General features: G+C 69.2%; 20 protein-coding genes. 6 read left to right on the forward strand and 14 right to left on the reverse strand.

Annotated features, from left to right (window positions below; all coding sequences use genetic code 11):
• Positions 1 to 4 precede the first annotated feature (4 nt).
• From mftR to ACWF82_RS18015, 6 genes are all read left to right on the forward strand, one after another.
• A complete protein-coding gene (mftR, locus tag ACWF82_RS17990; RefSeq protein WP_452502454.1) occupies positions 5 to 604 on the forward strand; it encodes a mycofactocin system transcriptional regulator in 600 nt (199 codons plus the stop codon).
• A 117-nt stretch (positions 605 to 721) separates the two neighbouring features.
• Positions 722 to 1627, forward strand: a complete 906-nt coding sequence (locus ACWF82_RS17995) for an STAS domain-containing protein (RefSeq protein ID WP_189023050.1) — start codon at positions 722 to 724, stop codon at positions 1625 to 1627.
• 10 nt (positions 1628 to 1637) lie between these two features.
• Positions 1638 to 2018 carry an STAS domain-containing protein gene (locus ACWF82_RS18000; RefSeq protein ID WP_452502456.1) on the forward strand — a complete coding sequence of 127 codons (381 nt, stop codon included), beginning with the start codon at positions 1638 to 1640 and terminating at the stop codon, positions 2016 to 2018.
• Entirely contained in the window at positions 2008 to 2421 is a 414-nt protein-coding gene (locus ACWF82_RS18005) for an ATP-binding protein (protein WP_189024773.1), read from the forward strand. The genes ACWF82_RS18000 and ACWF82_RS18005 overlap by 11 nt, the downstream gene beginning before the upstream one ends.
• Entirely contained in the window at positions 2414 to 3037 is a 624-nt protein-coding gene (locus ACWF82_RS18010) for a PP2C family serine/threonine-protein phosphatase (protein ID WP_189023053.1), read from the forward strand. Before ACWF82_RS18005 ends, ACWF82_RS18010 begins: the two co-directional genes overlap by 8 nt.
• Before the next feature lie 10 nt (positions 3038 to 3047).
• A complete protein-coding gene (locus tag ACWF82_RS18015) occupies positions 3048 to 5387 on the forward strand; it encodes a SpoIIE family protein phosphatase (RefSeq protein WP_452502458.1) in 2340 nt (779 codons plus the stop codon).
• A gap of 469 nt (positions 5388 to 5856) precedes the next feature.
• Here the strand turns inward: ACWF82_RS18015 and ACWF82_RS18020 are convergent, their stop codons facing one another.
• The 14 genes from ACWF82_RS18020 to ACWF82_RS18085 all read right to left on the reverse strand — a co-directional run bounded on the left by ACWF82_RS18020 (position 5857) and on the right by ACWF82_RS18085 (position 24120).
• Positions 5857 to 7353, reverse strand: coding sequence for a flavin-containing monooxygenase (locus ACWF82_RS18020; protein ID WP_452502460.1), 1497 nt, complete (start codon positions 7351 to 7353; stop codon positions 5857 to 5859).
• Positions 7350 to 8843: a flavin-containing monooxygenase gene (locus ACWF82_RS18025; RefSeq protein WP_452502462.1), complete on the reverse strand. Its 1494-nt coding sequence runs from the start codon at positions 8841 to 8843 to the stop codon at positions 7350 to 7352. The genes ACWF82_RS18020 and ACWF82_RS18025 overlap by 4 nt, the downstream gene beginning before the upstream one ends.
• Positions 8844 to 8852: 9 nt before the next feature.
• Positions 8853 to 10025: a hydroxymethylglutaryl-CoA synthase gene (locus ACWF82_RS18030; protein WP_452502464.1), complete on the reverse strand. Its 1173-nt coding sequence runs from the start codon at positions 10023 to 10025 to the stop codon at positions 8853 to 8855.
• The gene (locus ACWF82_RS18035) at positions 10022 to 11080 is read right to left on the reverse strand and encodes a hydroxymethylglutaryl-CoA reductase (RefSeq protein ID WP_452502466.1); all 1059 of its coding nucleotides are present in this window, start codon (positions 11078 to 11080) and stop codon (positions 10022 to 10024) included. Before ACWF82_RS18035 ends, ACWF82_RS18030 begins: the two co-directional genes overlap by 4 nt.
• Positions 11073 to 12170, reverse strand: a complete 1098-nt coding sequence (fni, locus tag ACWF82_RS18040) for a type 2 isopentenyl-diphosphate Delta-isomerase (protein WP_452502467.1) — start codon at positions 12168 to 12170, stop codon at positions 11073 to 11075. Before fni ends, ACWF82_RS18035 begins: the two co-directional genes overlap by 8 nt.
• Positions 12167 to 13288 carry a phosphomevalonate kinase gene (locus tag ACWF82_RS18045; protein WP_452502469.1) on the reverse strand — a complete coding sequence of 374 codons (1122 nt, stop codon included), beginning with the start codon at positions 13286 to 13288 and terminating at the stop codon, positions 12167 to 12169. Before ACWF82_RS18045 ends, fni begins: the two co-directional genes overlap by 4 nt.
• Positions 13289 to 13382: 94 nt before the next feature.
• Positions 13383 to 14456 carry a diphosphomevalonate decarboxylase gene (gene mvaD, locus ACWF82_RS18050; RefSeq protein ID WP_452502471.1) on the reverse strand — a complete coding sequence of 358 codons (1074 nt, stop codon included), beginning with the start codon at positions 14454 to 14456 and terminating at the stop codon, positions 13383 to 13385.
• Complete coding sequence (mvk, locus tag ACWF82_RS18055; protein WP_452502473.1) at positions 14453 to 15502, reverse strand: mevalonate kinase; 1050 nt, start codon at positions 15500 to 15502, stop codon at positions 14453 to 14455. Before mvk ends, mvaD begins: the two co-directional genes overlap by 4 nt.
• Before the next feature lie 76 nt (positions 15503 to 15578).
• A complete protein-coding gene (locus tag ACWF82_RS18060; protein WP_452502475.1) occupies positions 15579 to 16388 on the reverse strand; it encodes a methyltransferase family protein in 810 nt (269 codons plus the stop codon).
• Positions 16379 to 17371 (reverse strand): fatty acid desaturase, encoded by a 993-nt coding sequence (locus ACWF82_RS18065; protein ID WP_452502477.1) that lies wholly within the window; start codon positions 17369 to 17371, stop codon positions 16379 to 16381. Before ACWF82_RS18065 ends, ACWF82_RS18060 begins: the two co-directional genes overlap by 10 nt.
• Positions 17372 to 17429: 58 nt before the next feature.
• On the reverse strand, positions 17430 to 18701 hold the full coding sequence (locus tag ACWF82_RS18070; RefSeq protein ID WP_452502479.1) for a hypothetical protein: 1272 nt from the start codon (positions 18699 to 18701) through the stop codon (positions 17430 to 17432).
• The gene (locus ACWF82_RS18075) at positions 18698 to 19711 is read right to left on the reverse strand and encodes a polyprenyl synthetase family protein (RefSeq protein WP_452502481.1); all 1014 of its coding nucleotides are present in this window, start codon (positions 19709 to 19711) and stop codon (positions 18698 to 18700) included. Before ACWF82_RS18075 ends, ACWF82_RS18070 begins: the two co-directional genes overlap by 4 nt.
• Positions 19712 to 20593: 882 nt before the next feature.
• Positions 20594 to 22309 (reverse strand): ABC transporter ATP-binding protein, encoded by a 1716-nt coding sequence (locus ACWF82_RS18080; RefSeq protein WP_452502483.1) that lies wholly within the window; start codon positions 22307 to 22309, stop codon positions 20594 to 20596.
• Positions 22306 to 24120, reverse strand: coding sequence for an ABC transporter ATP-binding protein (locus ACWF82_RS18085; protein ID WP_452502485.1), 1815 nt, complete (start codon positions 24118 to 24120; stop codon positions 22306 to 22308). The genes ACWF82_RS18080 and ACWF82_RS18085 overlap by 4 nt, the downstream gene beginning before the upstream one ends.
• Positions 24121 to 24189 lie beyond the last annotated feature (69 nt).

The raw sequence follows: 24189 nt of genomic DNA on the forward strand, positions 1-24189 counted from the left end.
ATCCATGTCAGCCCCGACACCGCGCGCGCATCGCGGTCGCCCACCGCGCACCACGCGCCGTGAACTCGAAGTCATCGCGATGAAGTTGTTCGCCGAGCACGGATTCGACGACATCACCGTCGAACGCATCGCGGCCGAGGCCGGTGTCAGCGAACGCACCTTCTTCCGGTACTTCCCCAGCAAGGCCGAGGTGCTCTGGCACCAGTTCGACAACGAGGTCGCCGACCTGCGCGCCGCCTTCGCCGCGGTCCCCGACGACGAGCCGATGATGGCGGCCGTACGCCGAATCGTGGTGGCGGCCAACAGATACCGCGCCGAAGACATCCCCGAGCTGCGTACCAGGATGCGCCTGGTCTCCGGCGTACCCGCGCTCTCGGCGGGCGCGGGCGCGCACTACGACGCCTGGGAACGCGCGGTCGGCGAGTTCGCCGCGCGCCGGCTCGGCACCACCGAGGGCGACCTGGTCCCCCTTGCCGTCGGGCGCACCACGCTGGCCGCCGCGCGGGCCGCTTTCGACGCCTGGCTCGAGCGCGGCGACGCCGATCTGACGGCCTATCTCGACCGCGCGCTGCGCGCCCTGGAACGGGGGTTCGCCCCGGAGTAGCCCGCGCGCGGCGAAAACCCACAGGTTTGGGCGGCATCAGGGATGGGGTATGAGTAGGCTCGGGTCAACGCGCGCCGTGCGCACCGACAATGTCCGTCGAAAGGGGCAGGAGTTTCCATGTCCGAGGTGTCCATGAGTCTTTCGGCGGATTCGCTGCCGGCACGCCCGGTAGACAACTTGCTGCCGCAACTGGTCGAGCACCTCCGGCAGAACCGCACCGGGCTGCGTGAAGAGTGGGCACGGCGGATCACCGAGGCGGAGCTCCTGACCGCCATGACCCCGGAGGAGATCTTCTCCGAGGCGACCTCGATGTACGACAACTACGTCGAGGTGCTGGTCACCGGTAGCGTCGAGGCGCTGCAGGCCTATGCGCGCGACCTGTCCGAGCGCATCATTCCGCGAGGCGTCGAGACCGACGAGGTCCTCGGTATCGTCCTGCTCCTGCGCGATGTCCTCGCCCGCTCGCTGTTCGAGAAGTACCAGGCCGACTTCGACCTGCTCAACCAGGTCCTCGACGCCTACGAACCCGCGGCCAACCGCATCGCGAGCACCGTGGCCATCTCGTTCGTGCAGGAGCGCGAGCGCGTCATCCGCCAGCAGCAGGAAGCCATTCGCGAGCTGTCGACGCCGGTGCTGCAGGTGCGCGAGCAGCTGCTCATCCTGCCGATCATCGGTGTGCTCGACTCGCAGCGCGCCCGCCAGCTCACCGAGCAGCTGCTGCGCGCCATCCGCGCCAATCGCGCCAAGGTCGTCGTCATCGACATCACCGGTGTGCCCGCGATCGACTCGGTGGTGGCCAACCACCTCGTGCAGACCGTCGACGCGTCGGGCCTGATGGGCGCCAACGTCATCATCACCGGCCTGTCCTCGGAGATCGCGCTCACGCTGGTCACCATCGGCCTCGATCTGTCCAAGATGAACGCGGTCGGCGACCTGCAGGGCGGTATCGAAGAGGCCGAGCGGCTGCTCGGCTACGAGGTCTCCCGTGGCACCGAGCGCCTGAGCGAGCGAGACGGGCGCTGAACAGGCCACCATGCCGGTACCCATTCTCAAACAGGGCACGTTCCTGATCGCTTCCGTGCAGTCGGCCCTGACCGACGCCGATACCGAGCGACTCCAGGACGACCTGATGAAGCAGGTCAGCTACTACCGGGCGACCGGCATCGTCGTCGACGTCACCGCGATCGACGTCATGGACTCCTTCGCCGCGCGCTCGCTGCGCACCATCGCGCACATGACCCAGCTGCGCGGCGCGGAGACCGTCATCGTCGGTCTACAGCCCGAGGTCGCCTTCGCGATGGTGCAACTCGGTCTGACCTTCGAGGACATGCACACCGCGCTGGATCTGGAAGAGGGCCTCGCCTGGCTGAACCGGCACCCGCGCCGACGAGAAGGCCGTGACAGTGGCCGCTGAGCAGGTGGCGATCGCGGTCAAGGTGTCCGGTGACATCGTCATCGCCCGGCAGGCCGGACACGAACTGGCAGCAACACTCGGCTTCACCCTCACCGACCGCACCATGATCTCCACCGCCATCTCCGAAATCGCCCGCAACATCACCAGTTACGCGGGCAGCGGGGAGATTCGATTGCTCGTCGACCTGCGCGAGGGCAGACGCGCGCTCGTCGTCCAGGCCGAGGACCAGGGTCCCGGCATCAGAGACATCCCTCGTGCACTGGAGGACGGTTACTCCACCGGCCGTGGCCTCGGTCTCGGCCTGCCCGGCGCACGCAGGCTGATGGACCGGCTCACCATCGATTCCGCCCCGGGTCGCGGGACGTTGATCGAGATGTGGAAGTGGGTACCCGACGGTGCATGAAGACGGGATTATCGGCCGCACGGAATGGTCGACGGCCGGTCGGGCACTGCCCGGCCAGGAAGTCTCCGGTGATCGTGCCGTCGTCCTCGACACCGGCGACGGTGGCGCGCTCTTCGGCGTGCTCGACGGTCTCGGGCACGGCGCCGCGGCGGCCGACGCGGCCGACCGCGCGATGGTCATCCTGTCCGACAACCGCGGCGAACCGCTGGATGTGCTGATGGTGCTGTGTCATCGCGCGATGGTCGAAACCCGCGGCGCCGCGGTCTCGCTGGCGCTGATGGGTCCCGGCGAGACATTGCAGTGGCTCGGTGTCGGCAATGTCGAGTCGCGGCTGCTCACGCTGGGCCCGGCCGGTCCGGAGTTACGGGCGACCATGCTGCTGACCGGCGGCATCGTCGGCTACCGGTTACCCTCGCATCTGCAACCGCAGACGTTACCGATCCGCCCCGGTGACCTGCTGCTGATGGCGACCGACGGGATCGTCTCGGTCGGCCCCGAGTCGATCGACCTGGCCCGCCCCGCCACCGCGATCGCGGGCGATCTGCTCGCCCGCGACGCCAAGGACACCGACGACGCACTCGTGCTCGCGGCCCGCTTCCGCGGAGCCTGCCCGTGAAAGGTTGCCGATGACCGCTGGCCTGGCCGCATTTCTGGACGACTACTCGGCTGCCTTGCGCCGCCACGTCGCCGCGCCCGGCCAGGCGGGCCTGACCGAGGGGTACGACCTCGGCAGACGTGCCCTCGTCGAGGGCATCAGTTTGCTCGACCTCACCGAGAACCACTTCCGGGCGGTCGCGAAGTACACCGCCGCCGAGGGTGATCAACGCAGTGCCGAGGTGGCGCTGGAATTCCTGCTGCAGACGATGGCCGCGCTCGACATCGCCACCCGCGGTTATCTCGACGGCACCCGCCGCTACGAGCAGCAGCGCTCGCGCGCCGAGGATCTGGCAGGCCGCGACGCGTTCCGCACGGCGCTGGTCGAGTCGCTGCAGGACGGGTTCTTCGTCGCCGATTCGCAGGGCACCATCGTCGAGGTGAACTCCGCGTTCGGGGTGCTCACCGGGTACGGCGCCGACGATGTGCCGTACCGGCTGCCCCATCCGTGGGCGCTGTCGGACCAGCCGGGCTACCCCCAGATCGGTACGGAGGCATCGCGTTTCGTGATGCCGGTGCGTCACCGTGACGGCCGGGAGCGCTGGCTGGCGGTGAGCGCCAGCTCGCTGGTGAAGCAGGAGAACAACGAGCAGATCTTCGTCGGCACCGTCCGCGATGTCACCGCCGAGCACGATGCCCAGGCCCGCGATCAGGCGGCCTCGCGGCTGGCGACCGCGGTGGGCGCGGCGACCAGTATGGTGGAGGTACTCGCGGTCGGACTCGACGAGTTGCGCCGGACGATGGGCGCGCAGACCGCGCTCGTCGCGGTGTGGCCGAGCCGGACCGGGCAGCCGGACGTGTATTCCTGCGGCGAGCCACCGTTCCCCGAGCCCACTGCCACCGACAGTGCCGAGGGCGCACCGCGATTCGTCGCCGCTCCGGTCTCGGACCCCACGCGACGGATCACCCTCGACGAGGAGGTGCGCACGCTGCTCGATCGCTCGCGCAGGCAGCCGGCGCGCGGCCTCTCGGCCATCACCGGCGAGGAGGGCGGCGTCGACGCCGTGATCGCGCCGCTCGGCGAGACCGGCGATGCCGCGCTGTGGGTGCGCTTCGGCGCCCCGCGCGCGATCAGCGCGGCCGACTGGGCGCTGTATTCGCTGCTGGTCGGACATCTGAGCGTCGCGCTGCAGCGTGCCCGCAACTTCGATCAGGCCCGCGCGACCTCGCTCACCCTGCAGCGCGCGATGCTCGGCCCGATCGAGCTGCCGCCGCGCTTCTCGGTGCACTACGAGCCCGCGCTGCCGCCGCTCGAGATCGGCGGCGACTGGTACGACGTGGTGCCGTTGCGGGACGGCACCATCGGTGTCGTGGTCGGCGACTGCGTCGGCCGTGGCCTGTCGGCCGCGGTGGTGATGGGCCAATTGCGTACGGCGGCACGGGCTCTGCTGCTGCGTGGCGCCGGGCCCGCGCAGCTGCTGGCCGAGCTCGACGCCGTGGCCGCCCGGATCCCCGGCGCCATGTGCACCACGGTGTGCGCGGCCGTGCTCGATCCCGAGCGCGGCATGGTCCGCTACTCCAATGCCGGCCATATGCCCCCGGTCCTCGCGCCGCCCGGCGGACCGGGCCGGGTCCTGGAAGGCGGACGGGCCGTGCCGCTGGCCACGTTCGACACCCCGCGCAGGCCGGAGGCCACCACGGCGCTGCCGCCGGGCGCGACGCTGGTGCTGTTCACCGACGGGCTCGTCGAGCAACGCGGGTACGACATCGAAGAGGGCTTCGTCAAGATCGCCGGCGTACTCAGCGAGACCGGCGGCGCACTCCCCCGCGACGTCGCCGACGCCGTGCTGTCCCGGCTGTGTCCGCCCGCCGGCTACGACGACGACGTCGCGATGGTCGTCTACCGGCAGCCGCCCGAGCCGCTGCACCTCGACATTCCCGCTGCCGCATCGGAATTGACCGGCCTGCGGCGCAACCTCTACCGCTGGTTCGCGACGGCCGCCGTCCCGCACGACCTGGCCGCCGACCTGGTCGCCGCCGCCAACGAGGCGTGCAGCAACAGTGTCGAACACGCCTACCGCGACACCGAGCCCGGCCGCGTCACCCTCACCGCCACCTGCGAAGGTGACCGCGTGGTCATCGAGGTCACCGACTTCGGCCGCTGGATTCCCACCCCGACCGATCCCGGTTATCGCGGCCGCGGCGTGGAGATGATGCGGGTGCTGACCGAGGATTTGGAATTCAGTCACGACGAGAACGGCACCCGGGTCCGCATGTGGGTGACGCTGCCGTCGATAACTTTTCCGACGGCAAATCCCCTGCGTGGATCCACGCGGGCACCCGAACAGTCACCCAACAATACGTTCCGATAACACCGCTGTACGCACCGCGCCGAAGAGGAAAGCCGGTCACGACGGCATTCCACGACCGCGACCGAATCGGCACCCATCGCAAATACCCGCCCTGACCAGGCCATTCGCCAGAGTGTCAAAATTCCGTTAGCAAATCTCACTATCCTTGAACGCGTGAATCCACGTTTGCTACGGTGTGAACGCGATTCCACACCATCCCGGTGTGACCCCAGAAATTCCAGCGATCTCCCCGCAATCTGAATTGCAGAGTTTCGCCAGTCTCTACCGCTTCGAAGAAGTCGACATTACAAGTCGATTTCATGCACGCCTGCGGGTCGATCATCCGATTGAAAGGAGAGTTTCATGTTTTCTGCTTTTCTCGGTGACCTCCTCGATGTAGTCGTGACGTTGATCGAAACGCTGTCCGCCATCACCGAGTAACCCAGCTCTGACCCCGGGACGGCCCAGCGCCGTCCCGGGGTCAGCTCGGTCAGGAGTTCGTCGCGGCCTGCTCGCTGCGCGTGGTCGTCTCGTAGGCCTCGACATCGAAGGAACGCAGCATCCGATGGAATCGGAAGCTGAAGTCCGGCCACAGGCGGGAATGCTCGCCTCGTTCGTCGACGAACCAGCTGGTGCAGTCGCCGTTCCAGACGGTGCCCGCGAACTTGGTCTGCAGGTCCCGGTTGTAGCCGGCCTGTGCCTGTTCCCGGACTTCCACGGTGCGCAGGCCCCGCGCGTCCATCGTCGCGATCGCATCGACGATGTAGTTGATCTGCGATTCGATGGTGAACACCGCCGAGGTGTAGCTCAACGCGGCGTTCGGGCCGATCATCAGGAACAGATTCGGGAAGTTCGCGATCGTGGTGCCCTTGTACACGCTGAGACCGTCGGCACCGAACACTTCCGACAGAGTGCGCCCGTCCCTGCCGCTGATCAGGTCGTAGGTCGGCGAGTCGGTGATCCGGAACCCCGTCGCCAGCACGATCGCGTCGACCTCGCGTTCGGTGCCGTCGTTCGCGACGATCGATCGCTCCCTGATCTCCTCGATGCCCTCGGTCACGACCTCGACATTGTCGCGCGCCAGCGCCGGGTAGTACTCGTTCGAGATCAGCATCCGCTTGCAGCCCAGCCGGTAGCCGGGGGTGAGCTTGCGCCGCAGCGCCGCGTCCCGGATCACCCACCACAGCTTCAGGCGCGCGCCGAAGGCGAAGAAGTCGGCCAGCGGCGGGTATTTCGACTGCCAGAGCACAAAGGACTCACGCAGCCAGTAGACCCCGGTGCGGGCCACCCGTTGCGCCCCCGGGATATGCCGGTAGGCGAGGCGTTCCAGCCGGGTGTACCGGTGGCCGAGGCGGGGCAGCACCCAGGGCGCACTGCGCTGGTACAGGTCGAGCCTGCCGACCTCGCCCGCGATCGACGGCACGATCTGGATGGCCGAGGCGCCGGTGCCGACGACCGCGACCCGCCGACCGGCCAGATCGACATCGTGATCCCACCGCGCGGAGTGGAACAGCGCACCGCGAAACGTGGTGATGCCCTTGATCTCCGGTACCTTCGGCGCGCTCAGCGGACCCGCTGCCGACACGGTGATGTCGGCGGTGAACGCGCCTTTACCGGTCTGGATGTCCCAGCGTGCCGTCGCGCTGTTCCAGCACGCGCCGGTCACCTCGCAGTCGAGCAGGATCGCTTCGCGCACCCCTTCGCGGTCGACGACATCCTGCACATACTGCTGGATCTGCGGCTGTGTCGAGAAGGAGTGCGTCCAGTTCGGATTCGGCGCGAACGAATACGAATAGAGCTGGGACGGAACGTCGCAGCCCGCACCGGGATAGGTGTTGTCACGCCAGGTGCCACCGATGTCACTCGCGCGCTCGAAGACGACGAAGTCGGTGATTCCGAGCCGGCGCAGCCGTATGGCCACGCCGAGCCCGGCGAACCCGGCCCCGATGATCGCCACCCGCACGTGGCGGCGGGGAATCTCGGTCACGGCGTCTTCGCCGTGGTTTCGTAGGCCTCGATGTCGAACGCGCGCACCAGCTTCCGGTACCGGAAGCTGAAGTCCGGCCACAGCGCGGAGTTGTTGCCGTGCTTGTCCAGGAACCAGCTGGTGCAGCCGCCGGTGACCCACACGGTGCGGGCCATCTTGGGCGCGAGGCCCCGGTTGTATTCGTGCTGCGTGTCCAGCTTCACCTCGAACGACTGCAGGTTGCGCTGCTGCATCGTGGTCACCGCGTCGACGATGTAATTGATCTGCGACTCGATGATGTAGATCAGCGAGGTGTAGTTCAGCCCGGAGTTGGCGCCCAGCATGAAGAACATGTTGGGGAAGTTGGCGACCGTGGTGCCCTTGTACATCTGGTAACCCTCGGCGTCGGCCGCCTCCGACACCGTCCGGCCGTCCCGACCGGTATAGAGGTTGAACGTCGGCGAATCGGCGACGTGGAACCCGGTGGCCAGCACGATGGCGTCGACTGCACGCTCGGTGCCGTCCTCGGACACGATCGAGCGCTCGCGCACCTCGGCGATGCCGTCGGTGACGAGATCGACGTTGTCGCGGTCGAGCGCGCCGTAGAATTTGTTCGACACCAGCATGCGCTTGCAGCCGATGCGGTGTTCGGGCAGCACCTTGCGCCGCTTCTCCGGGTCCCGGATCTCGAGCCACATCTTCACCCGCCCGACCGCTTCCAGCAGCAGGCCGGTCCACGGGAACTTCACCTGGGTCACGACGAATGCTTCGCGGGCGATGTAGATCATCGCCCTGATCATCCGTTGCAGGCCCGGAACATGCTTGAAGGCGAGGCGCTCCGGCGCCAGGTAGGGCCGGTTCAGCTGCGGCATCACCCATGTCGCGGTGCGCTGGTACACATCGAGTCGCTCGACCTGCGGCGCGATCGACGGGACGATCTGCACCGCGGAGGAGCCGGTGCCGATGACGGCGACCTTCTTGCCTGCCAGGCTCGCGTCGTGGTTCCAGCGCGCCGAATGGAAGATCTCACCCTCGAAGCTCGAGATCCCCTTGATATCGGGCAGATTCGGCTCGGCGAGCACGCCCGCCGCCGACACCACGAAGTCGGCGGTGAAGGCACCGTTGCTGGTGTCGACCTCCCACCGGCCGTCGGCGTCGATCCAGCGCGCGGCGGTCATCGTGGTGTCGAACAGGTGCTTGTCGCGCACGCCGTAGCGGTCGGCCACCTGCCGCAGGTACTGCTCGATCTCGGCTTGCGGCGAGAACGAGCGGGACCAGTGGGGGTTGAGCGCGAACGAATACGAGTAGAGGTGGGACGGCACGTCGCAGCCCGCCCCCGGATAGGTGTTGTCACGCCAGGTACCGCCCACGTCGGCGCCACGTTCGATGACGAGATAGTCGGTCAGGCCCCGCTGGCTCAGCCGGATAGCCGTGCCGAGGCCGGACAGTCCGCTACCGATGATCAGGACCTGGATGTGCCGCCGGGACGTCGACGTGCCGTTACTGCTCATGTGGAGACCTCAGCGAGATTCGTAGATACGTTTGTGGCCGGAGACGGCGGCCAGCCGGTAGGGGCGGCGGGTTTCCTCCGGCATGGCGTGGTACGCGCCGTCGCTCGGTGAGGTGGCCTCGTGCAGCCGCAGGTAGTGGTCGTAGTCCAGCAGCTCACGCGAGCTGATCGCCGCCCGGTTCGCCTCGGTCCGCAGATGCTCGCGGTAGCCGGGCTGCACGGTGCCGCTGAAGAATTCGGCGACGCTGCCCGATCCGTAGCTGATCATGGCCAATGCGCGGTCGGTCAGCTCGTCCGCGTGGTCGAGCAGCGATGCCAGGCCGAGGTAGAGCGAGGCGGTGTAGCTGTTGCCGACCGTGCGGTTGTAGTGGGTGGTGTCGCCGATCGCGGCTTCGATCTCGGCGGCGTCGGCGGTGTGGCCCTGGCTCTCCAGCAGGTGGCGGTGCGCCTTGTAGGCCATCTTGGTGAAGGGCTGGTGGTAGCAGAACGCGGCGAACTCCGACAGGTCGCGCCCGCCCTGGCGGCGGTAGTCGGTCCACGCCTCCTGGGCCGCCTTCTGGTAGGCGTTGACCGAGGTCTTGCCGTCGACGATGGCGGCGGTCCGGTAGTTGGGGCGCCAGAAGTCCATGATGTCGGCGCTGTAGAGCCCGGACTGCGGATCCAGTCGCAGGATGGCCGGATTCGCGCTGACGAGCATCGCGACGGCGGCCGCGCCCTGGGTCGGTTCGCCCGGGGTGTCGAGCTCGTACTTGGCGATGTCGGCCGCGATGACCAGTACCCGCTGAGAGGGGTCGCGCGCGATCAGCCCGGCGGCGAACTGCAGGCCCGCCGTGCCGCCGTAGCACGCCTGCTTGAGCTCGACCACGCGCGCGGCGTTGGGCAGCCCGATCAGCGAATGCAGGTACAGTGCGGCGGCTTTGGACTGGTCGACACCGGTCTCGGTGGCCAGCAGCACGGTGCGGATGTTGTCGGTGCCGTGCCGCTCGATGATCGGCTGCGCGGCGGCCGCGGCGATGGTGACGATGTCCTCGTCGGCCGCGGCGACGCTCATCTTCTCCTGGCCGATGCCGAGGTAGAACTTGTCGCGATCCACCCCGAGCCTTTCGGCGAGGACGGCGTGATCGAGGGCGTAGTGGGTGGTGGCGAAGGACAGGTCGTGGATACCGACCGGAGTTGTAGTCATAGCTGTGTTCCGTTGCTCGTGGTTGACCGCTCGAATTGGGTATGGGCGCGCATCAATTCACCGCGATTGGTCTGTGCGGCCATCAGCGACAGCTCGCCGCACAGCACGGTCGCCGCGGCGATGACGGCGAGGCGGCGGGCGTTCTCGCCGGGCTCGCGGTCCTCGCGGCAGCCGAGGCGCTCGAGGTTCTCGTCCACGAAACTCGCGTGTTTACCGTTGCCGACGGTGCCGACGATGAGGTTGGGCAGCGTGCACGAGAAGTACAGGTCACCGTCGCGGTCCTCGGCGTGCGTGACGCCCTGGGAACCCTCGACGATATTGGCCGCGTCCTGCCCGGTGGCCAGGTAGAACGCCAGCAGCATGTTGGCGTAATGCGCGTTGGCGGAACGGATTCCGCCCGCCAGCAGCGTGCCGATCAGATTCTTGCGGATATTGAGTTCGACCACCTGGCGGGCGGTCGTGTGCAGGCGCTGGGCCACCACCTCGCGGGGGATCAGCAGTTCGGTGACGACGTTCTTGCCGCGGCCGAGGATCCCGTTGACCGCGGTGGCCTTCTTGTCGGTGCAGTAGTTGCCCGAGATCGAGCCGTAGCGCACGCCGGCGACCGTGGTCAGGATGTGGTCCATCAGGTGATCGCTGGCCAGGGTGGCCATGTTGTGACCCGAGGCGTCCCCGGTGCTGAACTCGAACCGCAGGAACAGCAGGTTGCCGTTGATCTGGTGGTGCAGGTCGATCAGGCGGGCGAAGCGGCTGCTGCCGGTGACGACCTCCTGCAACTCGGCGAAGCGATCCTTCAGCTGCCGCACGGCGGTGAGCGCGGTATAGGCGTCGTCGGCTTCGAGCAGGATCGAGCGGGTCATCCGCTCGTCGATGAGCGTCGAGACGATGCCGCGCTCGGTGAGGGTGGAGATCCGCGCGCCGCGACCGACCGAGGGCCACAGGGGCGTTTCGTAGGTGGCAAGGGGAACGTCGACGGCATCGTCGACGACATTGCCCGTGATGCGCAAGGGCCCCACCCACTGCAGCGGGACCGCAGCGTACGACATGTCATTCATGGATGACTCCTCCTCGGTCGTTCGATTCGCGCCACCGGGGACTCCGGTGGGCAAGTGCTGCCACGTCGATGCCGCGCAGTGCGCAGAAGGTCGCCACGTCCCCGGTGATCAGCAGGTCGCAGCCGGCCAGCTCGGCCGGGGTGCGGGCGCCGAGCACGGTCAGGATCTGGCGCAGCTGATCGAGCCAGGTGCGGATCTGCGTGACGAGCGCGTCGGTGTCCTGGCGCACGATCGTGTCCAGGAACGCGCCGGCCACGCCGGTCGCGTCGGCGCCGAGCGCCAGCGCGCGGGCGATGTCGAGTGGTGAGCGGATGCCGCCGGACGCGGCGATATCGATCCCGGCGATCCCGGCGCAGTCCAGCAGGCAGGTGGGGGTCGACTGGCCCCAGCTCTCGATGAAGGCGAAGTCGGCGGCCGGGCGCCGCTCGTTCTCGATCCGCGCGAAGTTGGTGCCGCCGCGGCCACCGACATCGGCCACCGACACACCGGCGTCGCGCAGCCACGTGACGGTCTGCCTGCTCAGGCCGAACCCGACTTCCTTGACGATCACCGGCACTCCGACGTTGGCGGTGATGTGCTCGATCTGGCGGGGCCACGATCCGAAGGACCTGTCGCCCTCGGGCATGACGACTTCCTGCACGGCGTTGAGATGGATCTGCAGGGCATCGGCCTCGAGCAGGTCGATCGCTCGCCGCACCTGGTCCAGCGAGGCCGTCGCGTTGACGTTCGCCATGACGAACCCGTGCGGGTTCTCCTGGCGCAGCACGCGATAGGTGCCGGCGACCGCGGGATCGCGGAAGTAGGCGCTCATCGAGCCGGTCGCGATGGGGATGCCGGTTTCGCGGGCGGCGATGGCCAATTTGCGGTTGATCTCGCCGGTGTTGGCGCTGCCGCCGGTCATCGCGTTGACGTAGAGCGGTGTGTCCCACCGCTTTCCGGCGACATCGACGGCCAGCGACACCTCGTCGCTGTCGATGCCGGCCAGCGCGTGGTGGACGAAAGTGACGCAGTCGAAGTCGTTGGCGCCGGTGTCGGCGCGGCGCTGGTTCACCGCGTGGCGAACGTGGTCGTCTTTACGATCGGCGATCATGCGGTGTCCCCTTCGAACGGGTGGGTCCGCAACGGCAGCGGGCGGATACCGGCGGCGAGCCACCGGCCGGTGAGTTCGGCCATCGTGGCCGTGCGGGTGTGGTCGACGAGCGCGATGCCGCAGTCGCCGCCGCCGGCTCCGGACGGTTTGGCCGCGGCTCCGACGGCGGCGGCCGCCGCGCACAGCGCGTGCAGGCGTTGCGTCATGATGCCGAGGCCGGAGGTCTCGTCGAGGTCGAGCAGAAGCTCACGCGCGCAGTCGATCTCGCTGCCGATCGCGGCGGAGTCGTCGGCTTCGATCGCGGCAAGCAGGCGCTGCACGCAGTCGTTGCTGCGCGCGTTGAACGTCGCGCGATCATCCGGCGTGCGCGTGGCCGCGCCGAGCCCAGCGACCAATGCCGGTGTGGAGGCCGGGTCGCCGGTCCAGCCGACCTGCATAGCGAGTCCGGTCGGTGTGGGCAGCGGGCGCACGGACAACCCGGGCCACGGTGCACGCAACGCGGCGTCGATGCCATCGGCGGCGAGCTCGGCGACGACCGCCCGATCAGGGGAACCGTAGGCGAGCCAGCCACCCCAGGTGCTCACCGCCACGTCGCCGCCGGAGGCCCGCGGGTTGACCGCGATCGTGGCCAGCATGGCCAGCCGGTACCGCTGCATCGTCGTGAGCTCGAGCCCGTGGAACTGCCCGAGGGCGGCGATGGTGGCTACCGTCACGGCCGCGCTGGAGCCGAGACCGTACTTGCGCCCGTCGGCATCGCCCAGATCGGCTACGACGTCCACTTCGCAAGGGCGGGAAGCGATTCCGCGCTCGGTGAGCAACCGATCGATGACCGACGCGGCGGCGAAGACGTAGGCGAATGCCGCGGGCACACCGGCATCGGGCGTCAGCGGGACCAACCGGTCACCGCCGCGGCCACAGGCCAGCGCCACGCCACCGTCAAGATCCGACCGCAGCGTCACAACCACCCCGGAGACCGCGCCGGTCACCGCGGCAGACGCGTCGGTGACCGTGGCGGTGGCGTAGCGGTCGACGGCGGTGAGTACGGCCAGATGCCCGGGCTCGACGACGGCGTACTCACCTGCGATGAACAGTTTCCCTGGTGCGCGACAACTGATCACAGGCCCGTCGCCACCGGTGCTCCCGGGATGACCTGTGCGGCCGGTCGGGGATCGCCGACTGTCCGCAGTCAGGGTCCCGGATAGATCTCCGCTACTACTCACCGTCGCCGCCCGTCGTCAGGCGTGCGCCCGGACCGATATGAGCGGTCCGGGTGGTCACGAACTCCCCCAGACCTTCGATCGTGGCGGCCACCAGGGGCGCCTCGGCGCGGGTGCACAGCACCTTCACGTTGGGCCCCGCGTCGATGGTCGCGTAGGCGACGATGCCGTCGGCGCGCAGGGCGAGCACGGCGTCCAGGATCGCGAGCGAGTGCGGGGACAGGTAGCGAATGCCCGGTCGCGCCGTCAGCATGGTGGCGTGCATCCCGAGGGCATTGCGCTCGGCGATCTCACCGATCGCGGGAAGATCCTGGCGGGCAACGGCTGTGCGCATCTCGGCGAGATCGAGCACCGAGGATTCGGCCCACGGCCGGTAGAACGGCGAGGTCTCGGTGGTCTGGCGCATGGCGACGCGGCTCGACACCGCCTTCGCACCCGCTTCGACGACGGCTACAACGAGCGCCGGGTCGAGTTCGTCGCCGCCGATCGGCTCGGCGTAGGAGCTCAGATCGCCCGCGTCGCCGTCCCCCTCGCCCGCGTGCCAGACGACGAAGCCGCCGAAGATGGAGCGGGAGGCCGACCCGGAGCCGCGGCGGGCCAGGCGGGAGAGGGCGCGGCCGTCCAGGTCGAGTCCGTAGGCCGCGGCCGCGGCGGTGGCCAGTGCGGCGAATCCGCTCGCCGAGGAGGCCAGGCCTGCCCCGGTCGGGCCCGCGTTGGCGGTCACCACCGCGGCGCGTTCGGTGCGGCCCGCCTTGGCGCGGACCAGGTCGAGGAACTTCTCGACGCGGGCGAGCGCGGTGCCGGTGGCGGCGGTGTCGTTGAGCTCGACGGTGTCGGCCGGTCCGTCGATCAGCCGGACCGACGTCGTGGTCGGGAAGATGTCCAGCGTCATCGACAGGCTCCCCGTGACGGGGAGGAACAGGGTTTCGTCGCGCTTGCCCCAGTACTTCACCAGGGCGATGTTCGGGTAGGCGAGGGCGACGGCCTCGCCGTCGCGGACACGATCCTCGGGCCGCTCGGACGCTAGGGGTACTGCAGGTACTACGGGTACTGCGGAGGAAAAAGTCATCGGTGTGTATCGAGTTCCGGTCTCGAGGAGGATAGGGACAGGGAGGCCGTACGCAGGCTCGCGGTGCCAACCGTCCAGGTCTGCACGGCACCGGCCCGGCGCAGCGCGGCACTCACCGCGGGTGCGCCGCCGGTCTCGGTGAGCGCGAGGACGCAGCCGCCGAGGCCGGCGCCGGTCAGCTTCGCGCCGAATGCGCCCGCGTCGAGCGCCGCGGTGACGAGGGCGTCGATATGCGGTGTGCTGACACCGAGTTCGGCCAGCAGACCCTGGAATTCGAGCATCGTCGTGCCGAGCGACTCGGCGCGCCCGGCCGACAGGTCGGCCGCGGCGGAACCGATCAGGTCGGCGGCCCTGGCCAGCAGATGCTCCGCGGCGCGCGGATCGCGCTCCAGGGTGCGCCGCACCCCGGCCACCGCGTGCTGGGTGGAGCCGGGCACGCCGGTGTCGGCGATCACCAGGACCGCGTCCAGGCCGATGTCCATCGGACGAGCCGTGCCCTGATGGAACAGGATCGGGCCGCTCGCCAGGACGGCACTGGCGTCGATGCCGCTGGCCCGGCCGTGCGCGACCTGCTCGCCGCACTGCACGAGCTCGTAGAGCGTGCCGGGATCGACCGCGCGGCCGTACAGATCGGCGACCGCGCGCACCGCCGCGCCCGCGCAGGCGGCACTGGAACCGAGGCCACGAGCCAGCGGAATATCGCACTCGACAACGACATCGACGACGTCGCCGTCGAATCCCCACCGCCGCAATGCCTCCTCGACCGCGACCCGCGGCCCGGACGCGGTGGACACCGTGTGCGGATCACCCGCGAGGAACCGGAAACCGCCCTCGGCGGGCACATCCGACGGCGCACCGTCGGCACCGCGACGGGCGAGGGCGCGCACCGGCAGCGCGGGCAGCGGGAACGCGATCGCGGGCGTGCCGTGGACGACGGTGTGCTCGCCGAGCAGGATCGCCTTGGCATGGGAACGGCCGACGCCGGGAACGGGGCCCGCGCCGGTGGAGTTGTGTCTGATGCGCTCTCGAACAGGATGACCGTTCACGTCGATTCCTCTCCCGAACTCGGGCGGGGTCCGCCCGGCGCGTCCCCGAACGGGAAACACGCCGGGCGGCACGCCTTCACGGCTGCCGAGTCGATCGGCCGAAGATGCGGAGCACGGACGGGAAGAAGGCGGGAACCTGCGCGGCATAGGCGCGGTAGGACGCGCCGAAGCGCGCGATCAGGTCGCGTTCCTCCAGGTAGGTGCCCAGCAGGATGTAACCGGTCAACCCGAGTGCCCACACCAGGTGCCCGACGGTGAACGTGCTGGCGAACCAGAACGAGACCAGCAGGCCGGTCATCAGCGGATGGCGTACGAGGCGGTAGACCCCGTTCACCTGCAGCCGATCGACGGTCGCGTCGGGAACCTGGATGACGTACTCGCGGTAGGCCTGGCTGATGCCGAGCAGGTGGAAGTGGTTCAGCAGCAGCGTCGCCGCGTAGACGAGCACGAACCCGAGCCAGAATCCGGCATCGAGCACCAGCCCCGCGGTGCCATCGGCCGACCAGATCACCGCCGGAATCGGCTGCCACGCCAGCATGATCACCCACATGACCAGGCACACCATCACGATGTAGACGGTCCGCTCCAGCGCTTCGGGCACCCAGCGGGTAATGAACGCCTTGAACGAGGGCCTGGCCATGCCCGAGTGCTGCAGGCCGAACAGCGCCAGCAGCACCACGTCGATGACGATCGCCGGGACGGTCGACAGGTGCGGGCCCTTGTCGATCGTCTTCGGCAGGAACCAGCCGCCCGCGAACAGCAGCATCAGCGGCACGGTGATGCCCGCGACGCCGTAGACGGCGAAGGCGAACAGGAACGGGACGAGCCGCGAACGGCTCGTCAGCACGTCCCGCGCCTGGGTGGGAGTCGGCGTGATCAGATCCATGCGAACCACGGCAGGTACCGCGAACGCACGGTCCCCTCGTCGATGCGCTTCTCCAGCCGGGCCTTCCACTTGGTGCCGTAACCCTCGTTGAGGAAGCCGCCGGGCCAGAACAGGCGCCAGCCCGACTGGGCGACCATCCAGTAGGGAACGATGACGCCGGGGTTGACATCACGCATGTAGTCGAGCTTGTCCGGGATCTGGCTCCAGTGGATACCGGGGTAGCGGTGGTGCACGCTGTGGTAGCCCTGGTTGAAGATCAGGAAGTTCAGGATGTTGCCCGCGTTGTTGAGCGAGGTGCTCGGGTCGTCCTCGAAGCCCTTGGCAGGCGCGTGGCTCAGCCAGGCGAAGTAGCCGGCGTTGACCTGGGTGATCAGGAACGGCACCCAGTAGAACAGCACGAAGCGATCGAAATCGACCAGGTACCAGACGGTTCCGATGACCACCGCGTACAGGGCCATGTCCAGCAGGAACTGGTGGCGGGTCTTGCGGCGGCGCGGGGCAGGGTCGGCCGCGAAGATGGTGCGCATCGTGTGGATCTTGACGATGACGCCGTAGCGGACCCAGTACCAGATGGCGCCGAGGCCCTTCTCCATGCCGGCGGTGGAGGTGACGTCACCGGGACCGTCGTTGAACCGGTGATGGTTGAGGACGTGGACCTCGCGCATCTCGGCCGCGGTCAGGTTGCCGGGCAGGCAGCACAGGAAGTCGACGACACGGTTCGGGAACTTCGACACGAACAGCGGCCGGTGGGTGTGCATGTGCATCACACCGATGGTCAGCGAGAGGTTCAGCAGCGACAGCACGATGATCAGCGGCACCGCGATGTACCAGTTCGTGGCGAACGGCACGAACAGGCCGAGGGCAAGCATGCCGATCCACAGCGCGATGTGCATCAGCGGGCCGACATTCGAGGCGTGCTCGAGCTTGAGCACGCGCTTGCTGAACGGGGTGTACTCCGGCGCGACGGGCGTTCCGGTGCTCATAGGAGAGCTCCTTCGCTAGTGGTGTCCAGGACGGTGAGCGCGGGTCTGGTGACGATGCTCATGGGCGGCTCCCTTGGGTGCTGATGTCGAGGGCAGCGAGTTGGAGTCTCGTGGCGAGCGCCTGCAGCGCTTCGGGTTCGTGCGGAGGCACCCGTTCCATGGCACCGAAGGCCAGGTGATCGGCGATCATCATGGTGCGCACCTCGGCGTCGGGGAGTTCGCCGGTCAGCGGGGCCTCCGGCAGGGTCTGCACGAGCGCGAAGGTGGTGTCGACGATCAGCGGGACCAGCGAGGTCGGCATCGAGCGCGGGTCGCCCGCGCCGAGCACCTGGGTCGTCTGGTTCGCGCCGTCGGCGAACTCCGGTGAGGCGTCGAGCATCCGGTGGATGGCCAGGTCGGCGGTGCGGCGCAGCCGGTCCAGCATCCTGTCCCAGTAGGTCACCGACGACGCGGCCAGCAGCGCCGCACCGACCTTGCGCCGGTACGGCGACGGCGCGTCGACGACCGAGCACAGGAACGCGGTCGTGGTGATGGTCATGTACGCCATCGCCGCGCGCGCACCGCGACTCGGCGTGCCGGGGCCGAGGCGGGCGAGCAGGGCGAAGCCGCCCAGCGCGGGCGCCAGCAGCTGCAGCATCACCATCCGCTTCAGTTCCTCGCGGTCGGCGACGCCGTAGATCTCGAACTCGTTGTCGCGCAAGTCGTTCGCGGACTGGGCGATCACCGCGACACAGCCGGTCAGTTCGCGCAGATCCGCTTCCGACAGCACGTCTTCGGCGACCAGGGCGCACGCGTAGTGGGTGACCCGCCCGAGCACGCCCTCGCTGTAGACGACCCGGGACAGGGGCGCGTCGAGATTGCGGGCCATGACATCGGCCACGTCGACGATCACCGCAGAGACCCGCAGGCGGCCCTCCGACGACAGCGCCGACAGCAGCGCCCTGATGTCGCCGATGCGCTCGGCCAGCAGCCGGTCGACGGCCTCGCTGTCGCGAGCCTCCGTGGCGACGGCGGGCACAGCGGGCGGCGGCGTGTCGGTGGCGCCGGTGAGGTAGTCGGCGGCCGCCAGCACGGCACTGCTCGCGACCGAACGATCGCTGAGGTCCTCGAAGGCGTCGAGCACCCGGCAGGCAAGCAGGGCGGCCGTGGCCTCGGCCCGCAGGTGCGCGGGCAGGAAACTCACCGAGATGCCGAGGTTGCGGCCCGCGGGGATCAGCGCCAGCCGGGCCAGTTCCCCTGGCGAGGACGCGGCGCGCAGCGCGGCCATGTCCGGTGCGCGCCGCAGGTGCCGCAGGCCGTAGGCCAGGGAGCCGATTCTGGTCTGTCTCATCGGTTGATCACCTGCTGCAAGAGTTCGCGGAGGTCCGCGCGCGCGGGCGTGGACGGGAAGATGTCCAGGGCCGCGCTCGCGGTCTCGGTGGCCTGCACCGCGACGACGCGCGCGGCCTGGGTGGCGCCGCTCTCGACCAGGTCGGTCTGCAGCGTGGCGCTGGACGTTTCCGCCGAGAGCCACAGCTCGCGCGCGCCGGGGCGCATCGCCAGCCATTCGATGACCGGCCAGGTCGGCACCCGCCGGTCCAGATCGCCGCAGGCGTCCTTGCCCAGTTCGGGGCCGCCCTCGATGTCGCGGACGTCGTCCATGATCTGGAAGGCGAGCGCGAGCTGGTCGGCGTACTGCATCAGGGCTTGCAGCTGGTCGTGGTCGGCGCCGCCCGCCGTGCCGCCGTAGGAGCACGACAGCCGGAACAGCGTGCCGGTCTTGGCGCCCGCCACGAGTTCGTAGTGGCGGCGCAGCGCGGTCGCGTCGACCGCGGGCGGCAAGGTCTCGATGAGCTGGCCGTACGACAGATCCGACAGCCGGTCGGCATAGGTCACGCCGGGGGCGTCACCGATCCCGGCGAACACCGCCTGGTTGCCGGCCAGCACCTGGGCGACCACCTGCATCGCGGCGCCCGCCATGTGGAATCCCGCCCTGGCGGCGATGCGTACGCCGAACGCGGCCGGCACCGAGGGCGCGCCGCGGCGCAGCAGGGAACCGTCACAGATGTCGTCGTGCAGCAGCGAGGACTCGTGCAGCATCTCCATCGCGCAGGCCAGGTCGATGGCGGCATGCTGTGGCGCCGCCGCGACATCGGGTAGCAGGCCGGCACACGCGAGCACGAGCCGAGCCCGCACCCGCTTGCCGGGCGCGGCGAGAACATGCCGGTAGATGGCGTCGAAATCGCCACCGGTGATCAGGATTTCGTTAAGCCGCTCGGTGACCAGCGGAAGCAGTTCGACCGGCCCGACGGGCTTGTCGTCGACAACCGACTGCGTGGTGACCGACGGTCTGGGCAGCACCGCCACCTGATCGCCCGGGTGCACTGTCGGACGAGCATCCTGACGGTGCGCTGAGGGTAGCGCGTGATTGTCCATAGCGCTGAACTCCTTTGGTGTGGTCACGGTGGCAGTGAGGTTCACCCCGACTGGTGCACAGGGGTTCACGGGGGTTCAGGCGGGGCAGTCACTGGGTGTGACTTGTCACAACTACCGGGCCTGAGCTTCCCGATCGCCGGCTACCGACGGGTAGTTTTGTGGACCGCTGGCCCACTTGTCAAGCACTACAACATGTTTCAATATACGAACGCGGTATTGGACAGTGCCACAAAATAACTCGCGCGTCGTTCGCGCTACTGGGACGGGGATCAACGCCCGGGGCCGTACCGGATGATGTCGAACTCGCAGTGCCCCAACAGATTCCGTGACCCTAACCGACCAATGGGTAGCAGTGTGTTGCGCAAAGGTAAATACCGCGGACTGGCGCGGCGCTGCGACAGAGATATTCGGACGCGGCGACCCCCTGTAGGGTCGCGCCGACAACGAGGCCGATCCCCGGGATGCCGGGAAACGCCTGTTCAAACCGTTCGCCGAGGACATCATCGTCCTGCGGGCGATCACCGAGAAACATGCAGACAACGCTCGACTGCCGACTCTACGGCGGCCACCGCGGTGCCGCGAATCGGGCTCGGTGCTTGGTGAGATCTCCGCGAATCGGACCGGGAACGGTTGACAACTTTCCCAACCCGCCGGCATCTACACCAAGTCGAGATATGTACGCGTACTTGACAATTCACTGCCTGGTGCCAAAGCGAGACGAGGGGTATTTTCAGATTCGGCGTTGCCGGTCGGCCGGTGGAACTCCTGGCCGAACCGGCTCTCGCGTGCGAGGGCACCGCCGCCGGATCACCCGCCCGCGACGGAGGCGCCGGAGCTCGCCCAGAACCCGGCGTAGCGGCCGCCCGCGCGCAGCAGCTCGTCGTGGGTGCCCTGTTCGACGATGCGACCGCCGTCGACGAACACGATCAGGTCGGCACGCCGGACGGTGCGCAGGCGATGCGCCACCGTCACCACGGTCCGGCCCGCCATCAGGCGCTCGATGCCCTCGTGCACGGCCGCCTCGTTCACGGGGTCCAGCGCGGAGGTGATCTCGTCGAGCAGCACGATCGGCGCGTCCTTGAGCAGTGCGCGCGCGATCGAAACACGTTGGCGCTCACCGCCGGACAGACGGTTGCCGCCCTCGCCGACATGCGCGGCCCAGCCGCCGGGCAGGCGCTCGATCACCTCGTCGAGCCGGGCCGCCGCGGCCGCGGCGCGCACCTCGGCGGCGGTGGCGCCGGGGCGGCCGAGCCGCACGTTGTCCTCGATGGTGCCGTCGAAGAGGTAGACGTCCTGGAAGACGACGGCGATCCGGGACATCAGCTCCTCGGTGCTGATGTCGCGCACGTCCACTCCCCCGACCCGGACCGCGCCCGCGTCCACGTCGGCGAAGCGGGCGAGCAGTCGCAGCAGGGTGGTCTTGCCCGCGCCCGAGGGGCCGACGACCGCGAGCGTGCTCCCGTCGGGCACCGCCAGCGACACGTCGTCGAACACGGTGCGGTCGCCCTGCCGGAAGGCGACAGCATCGAAGGCCAGGTCGTGACGGGCAGGCAGCGCCGGTTCGCGCGGCTCCGGTAGCGGTTCGGTGCGCAGGACCTCGTCCAAGCGCGCCAGCACCGACCGCGCGGCGCGCAGTTTGCCGCCGATGTCGGCCAGCGAGAGCAGCGGGTCGGCGCAGCGGGCGGCCAGCACCAGGATCGCCAGAATCTGTGCGGCACCGATACTTCCGTCGAGGACGAGGTACGCGCCGAGGACCAGCAAGACGGTGAACATCGCCTGCACGGTCAGTGCCAAGCCGACCACGCCGGGCAGCGCCGACAGGGTCGAGCGGCGGGATGCCCGCTGCAGTGCGGTCAGGGAGTCGTCGAGCAGGCCGAACCGTTCACCGGTCCGGCCGCCCGCCCGCAGCACCGGCTGGGCCCGCAGGTATTCGATGACTCGCCCGGTGGCCTCGGCGCCGCGCTCGGCGGTGTCCGCGTCGCTCGCCGCCGTCGACCTGCCCGCCCGGATCTGGACGGCCGCGACGAGCGGTGCGCCGAGCGCGGCGGCCAGGCCGAGCTGCCAGTTGTAGGCGAACATCACGACGACGATCGTCAGCGGGGTCACCGCGGCGGAGATGAACGGCGACAGCAGATGCGCGATGACACCCATCGCGTCGAGCACGCCGCGACTGGCCAGCGCCGACACCTCGCCGACCCGGCTCGCGCTGTACCAGCCGAGGGGCAGCCGGGCCAGATGGTCGCCGATCCGGTGATACATCCCTGCCAGCAGGGTGGTTCCGCTGCGGAATCCGGCGAGATCGCTGAGATAGCGCAGCACCGCGTAGGCCGTGACCGTGGCACCGAAGGCGATCAGCCACGGCCGGACCTCGCCGGGATCGCTGCCGAACAGGGCGTGCAGGACGGGAACCAGCAGGGCGTAGGACAGCCCTTCGACGATCGCGGTGACCGTCATCAGGGCGACGGTGCGACGCACCGGCCCGGCGTACTCGTGGCCGAGCACGCCCAGCAGCATCCGGATCATCGGCGTTCGTCTCCTCGAGGTCCGTCGGCGAGCGCCGATCGATGGGCGTGCCAGAGCGCGGCGAACCGGCCGCCTGCCGCGAGCAGGTCGGCGGGCCTGCCGCGTTCGACGATCACGCCGCCGTCCAGGACGACGACGGTGTCGGCGTCGGCGATGGTTTCCATCCGGTGCGCGATGACCAGCGTCGTACGGTCAGCGGCCCCCGCCGCGAGCGCGCGCCGCACCGCCAGCTCGGTCTGCGGGTCGGCGAAGGAGGTCGCCTCGTCGAGGACGAGGACGGGGGTCGCGGCGAGCAGGGCGCGGGCGAGCGAGATCCGTTGCGCCTCACCGCCGGACAGTGTCACCTCGGCGCCGAGCACGGTCTGGTAGCCGTCGGGCAGCGCGACGACGCGATCGTGGATGCCGGCCTGCCTGGCGGCGCGCACCACGTCGTCGAGGTCGGCGTGCGGCACCGCGAGCGCGATATTGTCGGCGATCGTGGCGTGCAGCAGGGTGCTGTCCTGGAAGACGAACGACACCTGCCGGTAGAGCTCGTCGCTGCCGAGCTCGCGCAGATCGACGCCACCGAGCGTGACAGTGCCGTCGGCCGGGTCGAAGAAGCGCGGAAGTAGCTGGACCAGTGTGGATTTCCCGCTGCCGGACGGACCGACGAGCGCGGTGGTCGTGCCCGGCTCGAGGACGAGATCGATCCCGCGCAGCACGTCGTGGCCCGCCTCGTAGCCGAATCGGACGTCGCGCAGCTCCACTCGATGGCCCGCGGGTGCGATCGGGTGCGCGGGTTCCGGCAGCGGCGGCACGGCGAGCACGTCGGTGATCCGGCCGACGGCGCGCTGGGCGGCCTGCAGGTCGTCGAAGCCGTGGCCGAGCAGCGCTGCCACCGGCGCGGTCAGGCCGAGACCGAGCAGGACGAAGGGCAGCAGGTCGGCCGGGGCCATGCCGCCGCTCGTGATCAGCGCAGCGCCTCCGATCAGCACGACCAGCAGGACGAACGGCGGCGACAGCGCCAGCTGCATGCCCGCGGCGATCACCGACAGCCCGCGCACCATCCGGTAGAAGGTGCCGACGAAATCGTCGGTGGCCGTGCGGAATGCGCGATGGGCGCGCCCGGATCCGCCGAACACCTTGACCACCGGGATGCCCTGGACGAATTCGATCACCGAATCCGCGATGCGTCCCATGGCGGTGTCGAATTCTTCCTGCTCGCGCAGCCGGGTCGGGGTCATCATCAGCGGGATCAGGGCCATCGCCAGCACCACCGGGATCAGGGTGATCAGGGTGAGCCGCCAGTCGATGGTGAACAGGTAGACCAGCGACACGAGCGGCACCACGAACGCGGCGACGAGTTCACCGGGAGCGTGGGCGATGAACGGGTGCACCGCGTCCACGTCCTCGCCGACGACCTTCGCGAGTTCACCGGTCCTGCGCTGGCCGAACCAGCCGATCGGAACACGGCCGAGCCGCGCGGCCAGCTGCCTGCGGAACGACAGCTGCACCCGGCCGTCGAGCAGGTGCCCGAGGCCGGCGGAGGCGGCGGTGAACACCAGCCGGACGAACAGGCCCGCCGCGCCCGCGAGGACGACGAGCCAGACGTGTCCGTGGTCGATCGGAGTGGGCGACAACAATGTCCGGCCCAGTTCGACCACGGCCAGCAGCGGTGCCAGGCCCGCGACGGCGCCGATCACCTGCAGGATCACCACAGCGGTGAAGCCGCCCAGGTAGGGGCGAAGCAGGGCGGCGACGGTCGGTCCCGCTGGCGCGGCGTCGGCCGCGGGTGGTGATTCCCGCACCTGCGCCACGTCGGTGATGGTCATGGTCGTTCCTCTCGCGTCTGTGCGGCCGCGCTACGGGCGGCGTACCGAATACTGTGACGTCGCCGTCGG

It is taken from the genome of Nocardia sp. NPDC055053 (assembly GCF_053608285.1).